Origin of the sequence: Actinomadura rubrobrunea NBRC 15275 (genome assembly GCF_001552235.1) — a bacterium.
Lineage (GTDB): Bacteria > Actinomycetota > Actinomycetes > Streptosporangiales > Streptosporangiaceae > Spirillospora > Spirillospora viridilutea.
This window is the reverse complement of sequence record NZ_BCQU01000016.1, coordinates 71954-86681: the sequence shown is the minus strand read 5'-3', so window position 1 is coordinate 86681 and position 14728 is coordinate 71954. Positions and strand designations below refer to the sequence as shown.

Genomic DNA, 14728 nt, shown 5'->3' with positions numbered 1-14728 from the left:
CGGCGGGCCCCGAGGGGGCCGCGGACCGGGCCCAGGCGGGCGTCGGCGGGATGAGCATCGTCTTGTCGCCGAGCGACGCGGAGGGGTCGGCGGCCACCGGTGCGCTCAGCGGAGCCTCCGCCGGGCCGCCCATCGGCGCGTGGCAGTTCGGACACGTGCCCGGCGTGCCGGGCGTGTTCGTACCGCACGTCGGACACTGCATGGCTTCAGACCTCGCGTTGTTGCCGCTATCCCCGCAAAACAGCAGGGCCCCCGACAAAGTACTAGGTGAGGGCGCTCCGAGGCGCCGAGATGGCGAGCGCGGGCCACAATCGTCGCGCGTCGGGGCTCGCACCGAACCACGACATGTCGATGTGAGTCAACAAACTTAGGCAAGGTTTACCCGATGTCGTGTGACGCTCGTCGCATTCGCCGCTCCGTCCGGCCGCGCGCGGCGGCGACGCCGGTCCCCTTGATCGCCTCGACCTGGCGACGGGACCCCCGCCGGGGCGGCTAGGCTCGGAGCGGTTTCCAGGCGCCCGGATGCACAACCAGAGAAGACGGAGCCCATGAGCGATCTACCGCTGCGTTCGCAGCTGGCCGTCGCGCTCGGTCGTACGGCCGCGAAGATGTCCCGGCTGGCGGGCCGGGGTGACGGATCGGTGATCGGGGGACGGGTCGGGCTGGCCCTCGACCCCGAACTGCTCACCAGGCTCGCCCGGGACCGCAAGCTCGTCCTCGTCAGCGCGACCAACGGCAAGACGACGACGACCCGGCTCATCACCGCCGCCATGACCCCGCTGGGGGAGGTGGCCACCAACGCCTTCGGCGCCAATATGCCGACCGGGCACGTGTCCGCGCTGGCCGCCGCACCGGACGCGCGCTACGGCGTGCTCGAGTGCGACGAGAAGTACGTGCCGATGGTGCTCGCCGAGACCGGCGCCAACGTCGTCGCGCTGATGAACCTCAGCCGCGACCAGATGGACCGCGCCGCCGAGATCTGGCTGCTGGCGGGCAAGTGGCGCAAGGCCCTGGAGACCTCCCCGCAGAGCCACGTCGTCGCCAACTGCGACGACCCGCTGGTGACCTGGGGCGCGTCCGGGGCCAAGAGCGTCACCTGGGTGGCCGCCGGACAGCACTGGCGCGAGGACTCCTGGTGCTGCCCCGAGTGCGGCGGGCCTCTGGACCGCGACGACCAGGACTGGCGCTGCCGCCAGTGCACCTTCGCGCGCCCGCGCCCCGACTGGGTCCTGCACGGCGACGTGGTGACCGCGCCGGACGGGCGCTCCTTCCCGCTGACCGGGCTGTCGCTGCCCGGCCGCGCCAACCGGTCCAACGCCGCGATCGCGCTGGCCGTCGTCGCGCAGTTCGGCGTCCAGCCCGAGCAGGCGCTGCCGCTGCTGGCCCAGGTCAAGTCGGTCGCCGGACGCTACACCACGGTCGAGCACGAGGGCCGGCGGATCCGCCTGCTGCTGTCGAAGAACCCGGCGGGCTGGCTGGAGGCGTTCGACGTGCTTCAGCCCGCGCCCGGCCCGGTCGTGCTGTCCATCAACGCGCAGGGCCCCGACGGCCGGGACACCTCCTGGCTGTGGGACGTCGACTACCGCATCCTGCGCGGCCGCCCCGTGTGGGTGACCGGGGAGCGCCGCATCGACATGGCCGTCCGCCTGGAGGCCGCCGAGGTGCCGTTCACCGTCGTGGACGACATCGAGCAGGCCGTCATGGCGGTGCCGCCCGGCCACCTGGACGTGATCGCCAACTACACCGCCTTCCAGAACATCCGAGCGAGGTACGGCCGTGTCGTCTGACCGCCTGAAGATCGTCTGGATCTACCCCGACCTGCTGAGCACCTACGGCGACCAGGGCAACACGATCGTGCTGGAGCGCCGCGCCAAGCTGCGCGGCATCCCCTACGAGACCGTGCACGTGCGCTCGGACCAGCCGGTGCCCACCGACGGCCACGTCTACCTGCTCGGCGGCGGCGAGGACCGGCCGCAGATCCTCGCCGCCCAGCGGCTGCGCGCCGACGGCGGCCTGCACCGCGCCGCCGAGCGCGGCGCCGTCGTGTTCGCCGTCTGCGCCGGATACCAGCTGCTCGGCACCCAGTTCGGCGGCGAGGAGGGCCAGCCCGTCCAGGGGCTCGGCCTGCTCGACATCACCAGCGGGCGCGGCGAGCGGCGCGCGGTCGGCGAGATCGTCGGCGACGTCGCGCCCGAGCTGAACATGCCGCGCATCACCGGGTTCGAGAACCACCAGGGCGTCACCCGCCTGGGCCCCGGCGCCCGGCCGCTGGCGCGCGTCGTGCACGGCGTCGGCAACGGCGACGGCTACGAGGGCGCCTACGCCGGACGCATCATCGGCACCTACATGCACGGCCCGGCCCTGGTCCGCAACCCCGCCCTGGCCGACCTGCTGCTGCGCTGGGCCATCGGCCAGGACCTGCCGCCGATCGACGACACGTGGGCCAACCGCCTGCGCGAGGAACGCCTCAACGCCGTCCTGTCCTGAGCACGCCGAGCGGGACCCCGGCCGGACACGAGCGGCCCTTGGGCGGGTCCCGAAGGACGGCGCGAACGCGCCGCCGCGCCCCGCGTCGCGCAGCCCGGCGCGGCGGCGCGGCCCGTTCCGGCCCGCCCGAAGCGACCGGCCGGTCGCAACCGTCCGTTGGATCGTTCCATGTCCGGGCGGGTCCCCACCGCCGTGAGCGGGCGCCGGGTCGGCGTCCGCGCCGCCGCGGTCAGTAGACGAGCGCCTGGACGCCCTCCGCCGTGATCTCCTCCACGAACGTCGGGGCGCCCGCGATGCGCACCCCCCGGATCACGTCGTCGGGGCCGATGCCGCGGCGCGCCGCGCACTGCGTGCACAGCGTCACCCGGCCGCCCGCCAGCACCGCGTCCAGCAGGTCCTCCAGCGGCGTCGCGTGCGGCAGGGAGAACTCCTTGGCGCGGCCCGGCAGCGCGAACCACGAGGACTCGCCGGTCAGCCACAGCGAGACGGGCACGCCGCTCACCACCGCGGCCGCCGCGACGTTGAACGCCTGGTTGCAGCGCTCGGGCGCGTCGGCGCCCGCCGTGGCCTTGATCACCAGAGATCTCGCCATGTCCGCAGCCTAGCCCCGGGATCGCGCGTCGGGGCGCGCGCGGGGCCCCGCCGCGGCTAGGGTTCCTGCCGTGGGCGGCATGGTGAACGCGGTGGTGCTCGTCGCGGTGCTCGGCCTGGCGGCGGTGGCGGCGGTGCTGCTGGTGGTGCGGCTGTCGCGCCTGCGGTGAGCCGGCGCGGCGGCGGACGCCGGGCGGTCGGCGATGTCCCGAGCCCTCCGCGGCGCCGCTACGCTCGGTGGCCATGGAGCCAGAGCTGCACCCCGACCTCAAGCCGCTGGAGTTCCTGCTGGGCAGGTGGGAGGGCGCCGGAGTCGGCGACTATCCCACGATCGAGGCGTTCAACTTCGGGCAGGAGGTCTCGTTCACCCACAACGGCAACCCGTTCCTGATCTACTCCAGCCGCACCTGGCTGATCGAGGCCGACGGCTCCCTGGGACGGCCCCTCGCCGTGGAGACCGGCTACTGGCGCCCGCAGCCGGACAACCAGGTCGAGGTGACCCTGGCCCACCCCACCGGCATCGTCGAGATCTACGTCGGGAACGTCGCCTTCAACCGGGTGGAGCTGCAGACCGACGTCGTGGCGCGGACCAGTTCCGCCAAGGAGGTCACCGCGGGCCGGCGGCTGTACGGGCTGATGCCGCAGAAGGACGGCAAGCGCGACCTCGGCTGGGTGTACGAGATGGCGGCCATGGGGCAGCCCCTGCAGGCGCACATGTCCGCCCAGCTCAAGAAGGTGGACTGACGGCGGCGGACGCCGGAAGGGCGCGGGGCCGGCCGGCGGCGGGGCGGATCGGGTCCGGGCGCATGAGAAGACCCCCGGACCTTCCGCTTCACGCGGGTGATGGGTGGACGGCCCATCGGTCCGGGGGCCCGGTAACTGCCTGGTATTCACCGGTCGACCGTCGCGACCGGCCTACGTCTTCTGTGGACGGCTAGCTCGTCCGCGGAATCGGTAGTGCCAAGGCGTGACGGCGACTAGTGGACAGCCACCTCGCAAGTCCTACAGTCACTCATGCCTAGGACCACCTCCTTTCCTGCGTGAGACGCAGGCTATGCCAGGCCGCCGCGACCGGCAAGGGATTTTTCGGCGCAGGTCGCCGCGGGCGGCCCCGCGCCCGGAGCCCGTCCACGGGACCGCGGCCCGCACGGGCGAGGGTCCGGCACTTAGACTCTGAACATGGCGGACACGTGGCAGGAGGAGCTTCGGGCGAAGGGCTACCGGGTCACTCCGCAGCGCCAGCTCGTGCTGGAGGCGGTGACGAAGCTGGAGCACGGGACCCCGGAGCAGATCTGCGCCGAGGTGCAGCGCACCGCCCGCGGCGTGAACATCTCCACCGTGTACCGGACGCTCGAACTGCTGGAGGAGCTCGGGCTGGTCAAGCACGCCCACCTGGGGCACGGTCCGCCCAACTACCACCTGGCGGCCGAAGCCGAGCACATCCACCTGGTCTGCCGCAAGTGCGGCGCGGTCAACGACGTCGACCCGGAGGCCGCGGCCGGGTTGGCGGCGCGCTTGGAGGAGCAGTTCGGTTTCGAGACCGACGTCCACCACCTCACCGTCTACGGCCGCTGCTCCTCCTGCCGTTCCTGACCCTGCCGTTTCTGACGCTGCCGTTTCTAACGCTGCCGTTCCTGACCCTGCCGCTCCCGTCCTCCGCCGTGCCGCCCCCGAACGGGGGTTCCCAGGAGTTCATGGAATCCGGCGGGAAATAGGCTGGAGGCATGGAGAGCCCGCTGTTGAAGCTGCCCGGGGCCGTCGCCGCCGACGCGCCCGACGAGGGGATCGCCGCGCACTACGGCGAGCCGACGCAGGAGCAACGCGCCCTGGAGGCGGGCAGGGCGTTCGTCGACCGCGGCAACCGGGGCGTCGTGCGCGTGTCCGGGCCGGACCGGCTGAGCTGGCTGCACAGCCTGACCAGCCAGCACCTGCAGGACCTCAAGCCGTTCGAGCCGACCGAGGCGCTGCTGCTGAGCCCGCAGGGCCACATCGAGCACCACATGCAGCTGGTGGACGACGGCGAGGCGGTGTGGATGCACGTCGAGCCGGGCACGGCTCCCGCGCTGGCGGAGTTCCTCGACAAGATGCGCTTCATGCTGCGCGTCGAGGTGGCCGACGTCAGCGACGCCTACGCGGTGGTCACCACCGGGCGCGAGCCCGAACCGGGGGCGCTCGCCATGCCCGACGTCGTCGGCACCGCGCAGATCGTCCCGCGGGACGCCCTGGCGGCGTTCCCCGAGTCCGAACGCCCGGCGGGCATCTGGGCGTACGAGGCGCTGCGGATCGCCGCGCACCGCCCCCGCCTGGGGCTGGACACCGACCACCGCTCCATCCCCCATGAGATGGGCTGGATCGAGGCGGCCGTGCACCTCGACAAGGGCTGCTACCGCGGTCAGGAGACCGTGGCCCGCGTGCACAACCTGGGGCGTCCGCCGCGCCGCCTGGTGTTCCTGCACCTGGACGGCAGCGTCGACCGGCTGCCCGCGCACGGCGACCCGGTGGAGATCCCCGGCGGGCGCACGGTCGGCTTCGTCGGATCGGCGGCGCGGCACCACGAGCTCGGACCGATCGCGCTGGCGCTGGTCAAGCGGAACGTCCCGGTGGACGCCGAGCTGCTCGCCGGCGGGGTGGCCGCGAGCCAGGAGGTCGTCGTGTCGCCGGACACGGGCGCGAACGCGAAGATCGATTTTCCCCGGCACGCCGCACGCCGGGCATGATCTTCCGCGCCTCCGGGCAGATTCGTCTGTCGTAGACGATCTTGTCAGGGGGGTCCCGGCCGATGGTCGTGCACCGGAACGAGCAGGGAGCGCCGCGCGTCCGCAAGGGCGCGGCCGGACGGCGGCGCCGGCGCCGGCGCGAGTCCGCGCTGGTGTGGTGGGGCGTGTTCGCCGCCCTGGCGGCGGCCGCGGCGTGGTGGCGGTCCTGGCGGCTGGCGCTGCTGGCCCTGCTGCTGTGGTGCCTGTACGAGCTGGTGCTGGTGCCCACGGTCTGCCGGGTCGCGACGCGCAAGGGGCTGTCCTGCCGTGAGCCGGCGCGCGGCCGCCTGTTCGCCTGCACGCCCCGCCACCAGGAGGTCAAGAACGACGCGCTGTGGCGCCTGGTGGGCCTGCGCAACCCCGCGCGCCGCCCGTCCGCGCCGGACCCGAACCGGGAGACCGGCGTGCTGGTGGTGTCCCCGGCCGTGCGCGGACGGCTCGGCCAGGCCGACCGCGCGCTGATCCTGCTGGCCGCCGCGGGCACCCTGGTCACGATCGCCGGGATGGTCTACGGCTTCGACCTGTGACGCCCGGCAGACCCGTGACCCTCGGCAGACCTGTGACCCCCGGTAGATCTGTGACCCCCGGCAGACCTGTGACACCCGGCCTGCGACGCCGGGAGGACGGCGGGCTCAGACCTCCAGGATCAGGGTGACCGGGCCGTCGTTGACCAGCGCCACCTTCATGTCGGCGCCGAACACCCCGGTCTCGACCTTGGCGCCGAGCGCGCGCAGCTCGGCGACGACCGCGTCCACCAGCGGCTCGGCGACCGGGCCGGGCGCGGCCGCGCTCCACGACGGGCGCCGCCCCTTGCGCGCGTCCCCGTACAGCGTGAACTGGCTGACCACCAGCAGCGGCGCGCCCACGTCGGAGCAGGACTTCTCCTCGGGCAGGATGCGCAGCCCCCACAGCTTGGCGGCCAACTTGCGGGCCTGCTCCGGCGTGTCGTCGTGCGTCACCCCGACCAGCACCAGCAGCCCCGGCCCGTCGATCGCGCCGACCACGCGGCCGTCCACCGTCACGGAGGCCTGGCTCACCCTCTGGACTACAGCCCTCATGGCCATGCATTCTGCCTGGCATGGGAGCAAAGACGCTCATCACGGTGGCGCCGACCGGGGCCGAGTCCGCCAAGGCGGACGTCCCGGCGCTGCCGGTGACCCTCGACGAACTCGTCCAGACGGCCAAGGAGTGCCAGGCCGCCGGGGCGGCGGTGATCCACGTGCACATCCGGGACGACGACGCCCGGCCCACGCTCGACCTCGCCCGGCTGCGGGACACGGTGCGGGCCCTGCGGGAGAGCACGGACCTGGTCGTCCAGCTGTCCACGGGGGGCGCGGTCACCGACTCGTACGAGGACCGGCTGCGCGTCCTGGAGGCGGAGCCGGACGCCTGCTCGCTGACCTGCGGCACGGTCAACTTCGGCGACGAGGTGTTCATGAACCCGTGGCCGTTCATGGTCGAGCTGTACCGGCGCACCCAGGAGCTGGAGATCGTGCCGGAGTTCGAGCTGTTCGACCTCGGGCACATCGCCGCGCTGCACCGGCTGCTGGACAAGCACGGCGCCCCCTACGGCGGCCACGTCCACTGCGACCTGGTGATGGGCGTGCCGGGCGGCATGCCGGGCGACGCGCGGACGCTCGTCGCGGCCGTCGAGGCGTTGCCGGAAGGTGCGACCTGGTCGGCGACCGGCGTGGGCCGCACCACGCTGCCCGTGATGTACGCGGCGCTGTCGGCGGGCGGCCACCTGCGCGTCGGCATGGAGGACACGCTGACCTTCGCCAAGGGGCGTCCGGTCGCCTCCAACGCCCAGCTCGTGGAACGCGCCGCGACCCTGGCCGACATCGCCCAGCGTCCCGCCATGTCGGCCGCGGAGGCCCGCGCCTTCCTCGGCGTCAAGGCCCGCTGACCGGCCGCCGTCCGCGCCCCCCTATCCTTGGTCCGTTTGGTCTGTTTCGTCGGGATAGTTCTGGTGTGTGGGGGGCGCGGTGGAGACCCATCCGGTGCTGGTGGAAGTGGAACGTTCCGGGTTCGTGGAGTCGCGGCACCGCGGATCGGCGGTGGGGCTGGCCGCCGACGGGGCGGTGCGGGTGCGCGCGGGCGAACCCGACGTCCCGATCTTCCCCCGGTCGGCGAACAAGCCGATGCAGGCGGCAGCCATGCTGCGCGCCGGGCTGGACCTGGACGGCGAACTGCTGGCGCTGGCCGCGGGCAGCCACTCGGGTGAGGACTTCCATGTCGAGGGCGCCCGCGCGATCCTCGCCGGGGCGGGGCTCGACGAGGAGGCGCTGCGCTGCCCGGCCTCCTGGCCGATGGAGCAGCGCGTCGCCCTGGAGGTCGCGCGGTCCGGAGGCGACCGGTCGCGGCTGCGGATGAACTGCTCCGGCAAGCACGCGGCCATGCTCGCGACGTGCGTCGCGGCGGGCTGGCCCACCGAGTCCTACCTGGACCCCGCGCATCCGCTGCAGACCGCGGTGCGCGCCGCGCTCGAGGAGCTGACCGGGGAGAAGGCCGCCGCCGTCGGCGTCGACGGGTGCGGCGCCCCGCTGTTCGCCGTGTCCGCGACCGGGGTGGCGCGGGCGTTCCGCGCGCTGGTGCTGGCCGCGCCCGGCACCCCGGAGCGGCGCGTCGCCGACGCGATGCGGGCGCACCCGCAGTGGACCTCGGGGACGCGGCGCGAGGAGCGGCGCCTCATGGAAGCGGTCCCCGGGCTGCTGGTCAAGTGCGGCGCCGAGGGCGTGGACGCGTTCGCCGCCGCGGACGGACGGGCCGGCGCCGTCAAGATCGACGACGGGGCGATGCGGGCGCGCACCCCCGTCACCGTCGCGCTGCTGCGGGCGCTGGGCGTCGACGCGTCGCCCGGCGTGGACGCGGCCGTCCTGGACGAGCTGGCGGCGGCGCCGCTGGACGGCGGGGAACGGCGCGTGGGCGACGTCCGCCCCGCCGCGGACCTGTTCGCCGCGGCGCGCTGACCCGAACCCCGGCGGGCGGCGGCGTCAGCCGGACGGCTTGTCGCCGCCGTGCCGGACCGGCTCGGCTTTCTCGGCCGTGCCCTTCCAGGCCTTCGGCCGCTCGGCCGCGCCGCCCTCGCCGGGCGGGACGGGCCGCGTCTCGGGCTTCTCCGGCGCCGGATACAGGTCCAACGGGAACTTCATGTCCCGGAGATGATGCGCGTACATCCCCGGCCAGTAGTGATAGGCGCCGCCCTCGACCGGCCCCCAGTGCGGGGACTGGTCGTGCCTGCGGTCCGGGTGGATCTTCCTGGACGAGGCGAGGATCGTCATCGTCACCCACGCGAGGATGCCGATGACCAGGACCGCCGGGCCGATCCAGAGCGCGATCTCCGAGCCGATGCGGACGGCGGCCACGGGCAGGACCACCACGTCTCTCACCTCCCGAACGCAGAACGTCCGAGAATGGGCGATACCCGCCTGAGCAGCGGATACTCCCATCGTAGGTCGCCGGCGGGTCAGTGCGTCCGCGTCGGCGCCGCGCATTCCGGCTCGGGCGGCGTCGGCGCGCCCACGGTGCGGTCGCGGCCGGCGGCCCAGCCGGGCACCGCCAGCGCGGCGGTCACCGCCAGCACCGCGGTCATCGGGACGTCCCAGCCGCCGGTGGCGTCGTGCAGCGCGCCGAGCAGCAGCGGGCCCAGCGCCGCGATCACGTATCCGACGCCCTGGGCCATGCCCGACAGCTGCGCGGCCGCCTGGGCGTCGTGCGCCCGCAGGCCGAGCAGCGCCAGCGCGGTGGCGAACAGGGCGCCCTGCGCGAGGCCGAGCACGACCGCCCACAGCCACACCGTCGCGAGCGGCGCCCAGGCGATCCCGGCGAACCCGGCCAGGCACAGCGCGACGGACACCACGACGATCGGCCGCTGGTCGGCGAAGCGGCGGGCCAGCGCGGGCACCGCCAGCGCGCCGACCGCCTGGATCATGGCGGTGAGCCCCAGCGCGTATCCGGCGGACGTCTCGGGCATGCCCCGGTCCTGGCAGATGGTCGGCAGCCAGCCGAGCACGACGTACGCCAGCAGGGACTGCAGGCCCATGAACGCCGTGACCTGCCAGGCCAGCCCCGAGCGCCACACCCGGGCGGCCATCCGGCGCGACGACCCGCCCGCGGGGACGGGCCCGCCGGGCGCGCCGCGGCGGGCGCGCGGCAGCCAGCACAGCCCGGCCAGCGCCGCCGGGACCGCCAGCAGGGCGAGCGGCAGCCGCCACGTCGCGTCCAGCGCCCGCTGGACGGGCACCACGACCCCGGACGACAGCGACGCCCCGCCGCAGATCGCCACCGTGTAGATCGCGGTGACCAGGGGGATCCGGCCGGGATGGTCGCGCTTGATGATCGCGGGCACCGCGACGTTGCCGATGCTGATGGCGATCCCGGCGACCAGCGATCCGGCGAACAGCGCCGGCGTGACCGGCACCAGCCGCAGCAGCAGGCCCGCCACCAGCAGGCCCATGGCGGCCACGAGCAGCGTCTCGCCGCGCGGGGCGCGCCGCAGGAACGCCGCGAGCAGCCCGTAGGCGCCGAAGAACGCCAGCGGCAGCGTGGTCAGCGCGCCCGCCGCGGTGCCGGACAGGCCGAGGTCGTCGCGGATCTCGGTGAGCAGCGGCCCGACCGCGGCGACGGCGGGCCGCAGGTTGAGCGCGACCAGGACGATCAGCAGGACCTGGACGGCGGCCGTCCCGCGCCGCCCGCTCACGCCCCGGCCCCCGCGGCGCTCTCGGGCCGGCCCTCCGCGGCCTCGGCCGCCAGCAGGGCCGACACCGCGGCCAGCGTCGGTTCGATCACCGCGGCGGCGGCGCGGGCGGCGGCGTCCGGGTCCCCGGCGGCGACCGCGTCCAGGACGGCCCGGTGCCGGGCGGGCCCGGCCTCGGGGATGCGGTGGTCCAAGCGGATCGCGCTCAGCGACTCGCGCAGCCGCCCGATGAAGTACCGGCACGCCTCGACGAGCACCGGGTTCCCGGAGGCCTCGGCGACGCCGAGGTGGAAGCGGGAGTCGGCGGCGCCGAACTCGTCGGCGTCCTCGGCCGCGTCCCGGGCCGCCAGCAGCTCCTCCAGCCGCGCCAGGTCCGCCTCGGTGCGGCGGAGCGCGGCCAGCCGCGCCGCCTGCACGTCGTGGGCGAGCTGCACCTCGAACACGTCGCGCAGCGCGGCGGTCTGGACGCGGCGCAGCAGCGGGCGCGGGTCGGCGCAGCTGCGCACGTACGTGCCGTCGCCGCGCCGCACCTCCAGCACGCCGACGTGCGCCAGCGCCCGGATCGCCTCGCGCACCGCCGGGCGGCTCACGCCCAGCCGCGCCGCCAGGTCCAGCTCGCCGGGGATGCGCTCGCCCACCCGCCAGGCGCCGCCGCTGACCTCGGCCTGGATCCGGTCGACCACCGCCTCCACGGTCGACCCCCGGGCCACGGGACTCAGGGCCACGGAACGCTCCTTTCGCAAGATGTCAGACATCCTACGAAAGAAGATCGCCGTCCGCCCGGCGGTGTCAGCCGGTGATGTCAGCCGGTGATGTCGGCCGGTGATGTCGGCCGTTGATCTCGTGCGTTGACGTCGTGCGGCGGCGTCGGCGGGGTCAGCTCTTGCGCTCGGCCTCGTCCCCCGGCATGGGGAACAGCGTCCAGGGCTGGGCGCTGTCGCGGCGTCGGCGGGGTCAGCTCTTGCGCTCGGCCTCGTCCCGGCGCGTCCGCTGCGCGGGACTGCCCTCGATCATGCCGCCCGTCACCGCTCCGCGGTGCGGGGCGCCGCCGCGCATGCGGTCGATGCGGACCCGCTTGCGCTGCGCGTACCACAACAGCAGCAGCCACGCGACCAGGGCCATCGCGATGAGGATCGGCCCCAACAGCTGCCAGAAGTTGTCGCCCAGCGGATAATTCCCGGCCACCACCACGACGCTCATGCCTCCTCGCCGAGCCCCTACCCGACGGGAGGATTCCAACCGCGGCGTCGCGGGCGACCGGACGAGACGGCCGCTCAGCCGCCGGAGTCCGCCATCGCCCCGCGCAGCCCCCGGGACTGCGAGATCGCCCCGGACGTCGTCAGCGTGAACAGCCGCATCGACTCGGCGAACCCGGACAGGTCCCACTCGGCCGGGCCCTCGTACCAGGAGAGGTTGTCGGCGCCCTCCCCGCGTTCCCCCGCGTCCTCGACCGTCTTGGCCCACGGGCCGACCACGTCGAACACCACCGCGTACGGCAGGAACCGGGAGAACAGCGCGATGCGTTCGCGCGACCCGAGCCGCGCCCCGGTGTCCTCGGGCAGCTCCCCGCGTTCCAGGAAGGCGCGGAACCCGATCGTGTGCGCCAGCACCGTCGCGCCGCGCGCGGTCTTGGCGGGCATGTACTGCCCGCCGTAGGCCAGCGCCGCCCCCGCGATGATCACCGCGAGCCCGGCCAGCGCGAACTCGGTGAACAGCGCCAGCGCCACGGTGCCCGCCACGCCGAGCACCGTCAGCGCCATCCCCGCGATCGTCCAGCGCGACCGCACCGCGTCCGGGCGCCGCGCGAACCAGCCCTGCTCCACCACGTCGTCGTACATCGCGCTGCGCACCCGCGCCAGGTCCCGGGCGAACGTGCCGCCGAGCTCCGTCAGCCGGACGCTGTCGCGCGCGCTCCCGTCCGGGGCGGTGAACAGCGCCTCCAGCAGGATGCGCTCGTAGCGCAGCAGGTCGTCGGACGGGGCGTCCATGCGGCGCAGCGTCCAGTCCAGGCGGCCGGTGGCCGCCCGATCCTGCTCCTCGATCAGCAGGTGGCCGCGCACCGCCAGGTCCACGATCGTCGCGGTCACGTCGATCACGTCGGCCTGCTCGTCGATGAGCGTGCCGATCTGGCCGGGCCGCACCCCGTCCGGCGGCTCGAACCGGTTGCCCGCCACCGGCGCGTGGTCGCCCTCGGCGGCCTTCTTCCCGACGACCCGCGCGTCCCGGCCGCGCAGCAGGTACAGCACGACGACGCCGCCGAGCAGCAGCACCAGCAGGCCCGCCAGGGCCGACGCGGTCACCGTGTTGACCGAGAACGCGGTCGCCACGGTGTGCCGCCGCTCGTAGAACGGGCGGCCGCCGGTGCTGCCGGGCGGGTAGCCGACCACGACGGTCAGGAACTCGCCCGGCATCATCTGCTGCTGGCTGAACACGCCCTGCGTGTGCGCGTGGTTCGTGTAGAACTGCGTGCAGCCGATCGCGGCGCCGGGCGGCCCGGCGAAGCAGTTGATGTTGCGGATCATCGCGCCGCCGTCGACGGTGGTCCGCGCGTCGTCCAGCGGCACCCGCCAGCCGCCCGCCGCCGGCCAGCGCAGCTCCTCGGCGGCGCCGATCGACGCGATCGCGCCGCGCACGTCGTACTCCAGCACCACGGTGCGCCGCCCCGTCAGCGGCGCCGCGCCGGTCACCCGGACGTCGGTGCGCGTGCCGGACGTCGACACCGACACCTGGGCGGGCCCGCCGTCGGGGCTGGACGCCCGCACGTTCTCCAGCCGCCACACCCGGTCGCGGGTGAGGCTCTCGTGCTCGCGGGTCACGAACGACCGGGTGAAGCCGCGCCGTCCGGCGAACTCGTAGACGATCGTCTCCTTGGCGTGGAGCGTCCCGTCGTCGCCGACGCGCAACGCCACGTCGTCCTTGACTACCCGCTCCGACGCGGCGGCGCCGAGGGGGACGGTTCGGACGGGCGATTCCGCCGCCTGTGCGGGGCGCCCCGGAACGGCCAGGGCGACGACTGCGGCGAGGGTGAGGGAGGCGATCACCGACCGCGAGCAACCCGACATGGGCGCCCATCGTAGCCGCCCGCGCCCGTCCGGCACCGATCCGTCGGATGAGGCCATACAGACCTGTCTCGTCCGGATACGCGGCCCGTGTGATCGGTCCGCCGCGATTTCGGGGTGTGGGATGATTTTGGCCTATGGCAGGCCAGCACCCCCCGCCGGCGCCGGCGCCGGCCCCGCCGCGCGGCCTGTCCGATCAGCGGCGCGGCACGTACCGGTACACCCGGCCCCGGGGCGGCGGCCCCCGCCGCACCACCGGCGGCAACGTCGCCGGGATCGTCGGTCTGCTGGCCGCCTGCGCGGTGCTCGCGGTGCTCGGCTTCCGGCTGTTCGGGGACGGCGACGGCGCCGTCGGCGGTCCCGGCCTGGGCCGCCAGTCCGTCAGCCGCGCGGACGCCACCGACAACCGCCTCTACAAGACAGGGCCGCTCACGCCCGTCGCCTGCCGCCTCCCGCCGATCAGCGAGGCCCCCGAGTCGATGCGCCGGTTCATGAACATGCTGAGCGACTGCCTCGACGCGTCCTGGGGGAAGCAGTTCGGCAAGGCGCACATGGGGTTCAGCCCGCCCGACAGGGTGTTCTGGGTGCGTTCCGGCCGCAGTCCCTGCGGCAGCTACCCCAACCCCGGCGCCTCGGCGTTCTACTGCCCGGCCAACCACACGATGTACGTGGGGCTGCGGCACGTCGTGGAGACGTCCGGCGGCGAGCCCCTGTCCAACTTCGCGGTGTTCGCGCGGGTGATCGCGCACGAGTACGGCCACCACGTCCAGGAGCGCGCGGGGATCCTGCGGTACGGGCACCGGCGGATGGAGGACGCGTCGTCCGTCGCCGTCCGCATGGAGACCAGCCGCCGCATCGAGCTGCAGGCGCAGTGCCTGGCCGGCGCGTTCCTGCGGGCCGAGCGCCGCACCATGGGCATCACGCGCCGCCAGTACCTGGCGATGCTGGAGGACGTGCGGGGGCGGGGCGACGAGCGGCTGCCCGCCGACCAGCGCGACCACGGCTCGTCCCGCAACTACGCGGGCTGGGTGGCGATCGGCTTCCGCGGCGGCGACCTGGCCGTCTGCAACACCTGGACCGCGTCCGCCGACGAGGTCGACTGACGCCTCGCGCGGGCCCTTTCCTGTGGGCGTTCCTGT

The 14728-nt window shown here is 74.4% G+C and carries 16 protein-coding genes; 9 read left to right on the top strand and 7 right to left on the bottom strand.

Going from position 1 to position 14728, the window contains the following annotated elements; all coding sequences use genetic code 11:
- Window positions 1–548: 548 nt before the first annotated feature.
- Window positions 549–1787 carry a MurT ligase domain-containing protein gene (locus AR3_RS07415; protein WP_067910475.1) on the top strand — a complete coding sequence of 413 codons (1239 nt, stop codon included), beginning with the start codon at window positions 549–551 and terminating at the stop codon, window positions 1785–1787.
- Complete coding sequence (locus tag AR3_RS07410) at window positions 1777–2487, top strand: type 1 glutamine amidotransferase (RefSeq protein ID WP_067910472.1); 711 nt, start codon at window positions 1777–1779, stop codon at window positions 2485–2487. Before AR3_RS07415 ends, AR3_RS07410 begins: the two co-directional genes overlap by 11 nt.
- A gap of 229 nt (window positions 2488–2716) precedes the next feature.
- Here AR3_RS07410 and AR3_RS07405 read toward each other — a convergent pair whose 3' ends face one another.
- On the bottom strand, window positions 2717–3079 hold the full coding sequence (locus AR3_RS07405) for a DsrE family protein (RefSeq protein ID WP_067910469.1): 363 nt from the start codon (window positions 3077–3079) through the stop codon (window positions 2717–2719).
- Between the two features lie 242 nt (window positions 3080–3321).
- On the opposite strand from AR3_RS07405, the gene AR3_RS07400 reads away from it, so the two are divergent.
- The 4 genes from AR3_RS07400 to AR3_RS07385 all read left to right on the top strand — a co-directional run bounded on the left by AR3_RS07400 (window position 3322) and on the right by AR3_RS07385 (window position 6361).
- Window positions 3322–3822 (top strand): heme-binding beta-barrel domain-containing protein, encoded by a 501-nt coding sequence (locus AR3_RS07400; protein WP_067910467.1) that lies wholly within the window; start codon window positions 3322–3324, stop codon window positions 3820–3822.
- 435 nt (window positions 3823–4257) lie between these two features.
- The gene (locus AR3_RS07395) at window positions 4258–4671 is read left to right on the top strand and encodes a Fur family transcriptional regulator (protein WP_067910464.1); all 414 of its coding nucleotides are present in this window, start codon (window positions 4258–4260) and stop codon (window positions 4669–4671) included.
- Window positions 4672–4802: 131 nt separating this feature from the next.
- The gene (ygfZ, locus tag AR3_RS07390; protein ID WP_067910461.1) at window positions 4803–5795 is read left to right on the top strand and encodes a CAF17-like 4Fe-4S cluster assembly/insertion protein YgfZ; all 993 of its coding nucleotides are present in this window, start codon (window positions 4803–4805) and stop codon (window positions 5793–5795) included.
- Between the two features lie 62 nt (window positions 5796–5857).
- Entirely contained in the window at window positions 5858–6361 is a 504-nt protein-coding gene (locus tag AR3_RS07385; protein WP_067910457.1) for a hypothetical protein, read from the top strand.
- A gap of 105 nt (window positions 6362–6466) precedes the next feature.
- Here AR3_RS07385 and dtd read toward each other — a convergent pair whose 3' ends face one another.
- Window positions 6467–6892 (bottom strand): D-aminoacyl-tRNA deacylase, encoded by a 426-nt coding sequence (gene dtd, locus AR3_RS07380; RefSeq protein ID WP_067910514.1) that lies wholly within the window; start codon window positions 6890–6892, stop codon window positions 6467–6469.
- A 20-nt stretch (window positions 6893–6912) separates the two neighbouring features.
- On the opposite strand from dtd, the gene AR3_RS07375 reads away from it, so the two are divergent.
- Window positions 6913–7740, top strand: a complete 828-nt coding sequence (locus AR3_RS07375; protein ID WP_067910454.1) for a beta-keto acid cleavage family enzyme — start codon at window positions 6913–6915, stop codon at window positions 7738–7740.
- Between the two features lie 79 nt (window positions 7741–7819).
- Entirely contained in the window at window positions 7820–8803 is a 984-nt protein-coding gene (locus tag AR3_RS07370) for an asparaginase (RefSeq protein ID WP_106258791.1), read from the top strand.
- A 24-nt stretch (window positions 8804–8827) separates the two neighbouring features.
- Here the strand turns inward: AR3_RS07370 and AR3_RS07365 are convergent, their stop codons facing one another.
- The 5 genes from AR3_RS07365 to AR3_RS07345 all read right to left on the bottom strand — a co-directional run bounded on the left by AR3_RS07365 (window position 8828) and on the right by AR3_RS07345 (window position 13592).
- On the bottom strand, window positions 8828–9214 hold the full coding sequence (locus tag AR3_RS07365) for a hypothetical protein (RefSeq protein WP_067910448.1): 387 nt from the start codon (window positions 9212–9214) through the stop codon (window positions 8828–8830).
- Between the two features lie 86 nt (window positions 9215–9300).
- A complete protein-coding gene (locus AR3_RS07360; protein WP_067910445.1) occupies window positions 9301–10533 on the bottom strand; it encodes an MFS transporter in 1233 nt (410 codons plus the stop codon).
- Complete coding sequence (locus tag AR3_RS07355) at window positions 10530–11255, bottom strand: FadR/GntR family transcriptional regulator (protein ID WP_217998478.1); 726 nt, start codon at window positions 11253–11255, stop codon at window positions 10530–10532. Before AR3_RS07355 ends, AR3_RS07360 begins: the two co-directional genes overlap by 4 nt.
- A gap of 229 nt (window positions 11256–11484) precedes the next feature.
- Window positions 11485–11730 (bottom strand): hypothetical protein, encoded by a 246-nt coding sequence (locus AR3_RS07350; RefSeq protein WP_067910437.1) that lies wholly within the window; start codon window positions 11728–11730, stop codon window positions 11485–11487.
- 74 nt (window positions 11731–11804) lie between these two features.
- Window positions 11805–13592 carry a DUF2207 domain-containing protein gene (locus tag AR3_RS07345; protein WP_067910435.1) on the bottom strand — a complete coding sequence of 596 codons (1788 nt, stop codon included), beginning with the start codon at window positions 13590–13592 and terminating at the stop codon, window positions 11805–11807.
- Between the two features lie 134 nt (window positions 13593–13726).
- On the opposite strand from AR3_RS07345, the gene AR3_RS07340 reads away from it, so the two are divergent.
- Window positions 13727–14692, top strand: coding sequence for a neutral zinc metallopeptidase (locus AR3_RS07340; RefSeq protein ID WP_083951042.1), 966 nt, complete (start codon window positions 13727–13729; stop codon window positions 14690–14692).
- The last annotated feature ends 36 nt before the right edge of the window (window positions 14693–14728 follow it).

Bases quoted from the DNA above. Each gene is read 5' to 3' on its own strand.
- AR3_RS07415 (WP_067910475.1), top strand. From the start codon at position 549: ATGAGCGATCTACCGCTGCGTTCGCAGCTGGCCGTCGCGCTCGGTCGT.
- AR3_RS07405 (WP_067910469.1), bottom strand. From the start codon at position 3,079: ATGGCGAGATCTCTGGTGATCAAGGCCACGGCGGGCGCCGACGCGCCC.
- AR3_RS07400 (WP_067910467.1), top strand. From the start codon at position 3,322: ATGGAGCCAGAGCTGCACCCCGACCTCAAGCCGCTGGAGTTCCTGCTG.
- AR3_RS07395 (WP_067910464.1), top strand. From the start codon at position 4,258: ATGGCGGACACGTGGCAGGAGGAGCTTCGGGCGAAGGGCTACCGGGTC.
- ygfZ (WP_067910461.1), top strand. From the start codon at position 4,803: ATGGAGAGCCCGCTGTTGAAGCTGCCCGGGGCCGTCGCCGCCGACGCG.
- AR3_RS07385 (WP_067910457.1), top strand. From the start codon at position 5,858: ATGGTCGTGCACCGGAACGAGCAGGGAGCGCCGCGCGTCCGCAAGGGC.
- dtd (WP_067910514.1), bottom strand. From the start codon at position 6,892: ATGAGGGCTGTAGTCCAGAGGGTGAGCCAGGCCTCCGTGACGGTGGAC.
- AR3_RS07375 (WP_067910454.1), top strand. From the start codon at position 6,913: ATGGGAGCAAAGACGCTCATCACGGTGGCGCCGACCGGGGCCGAGTCC.
- AR3_RS07350 (WP_067910437.1), bottom strand. From the start codon at position 11,730: ATGAGCGTCGTGGTGGTGGCCGGGAATTATCCGCTGGGCGACAACTTC.
- AR3_RS07345 (WP_067910435.1), bottom strand. From the start codon at position 13,592: ATGTCGGGTTGCTCGCGGTCGGTGATCGCCTCCCTCACCCTCGCCGCA.
- AR3_RS07340 (WP_083951042.1), top strand. From the start codon at position 13,727: ATGGCAGGCCAGCACCCCCCGCCGGCGCCGGCGCCGGCCCCGCCGCGC.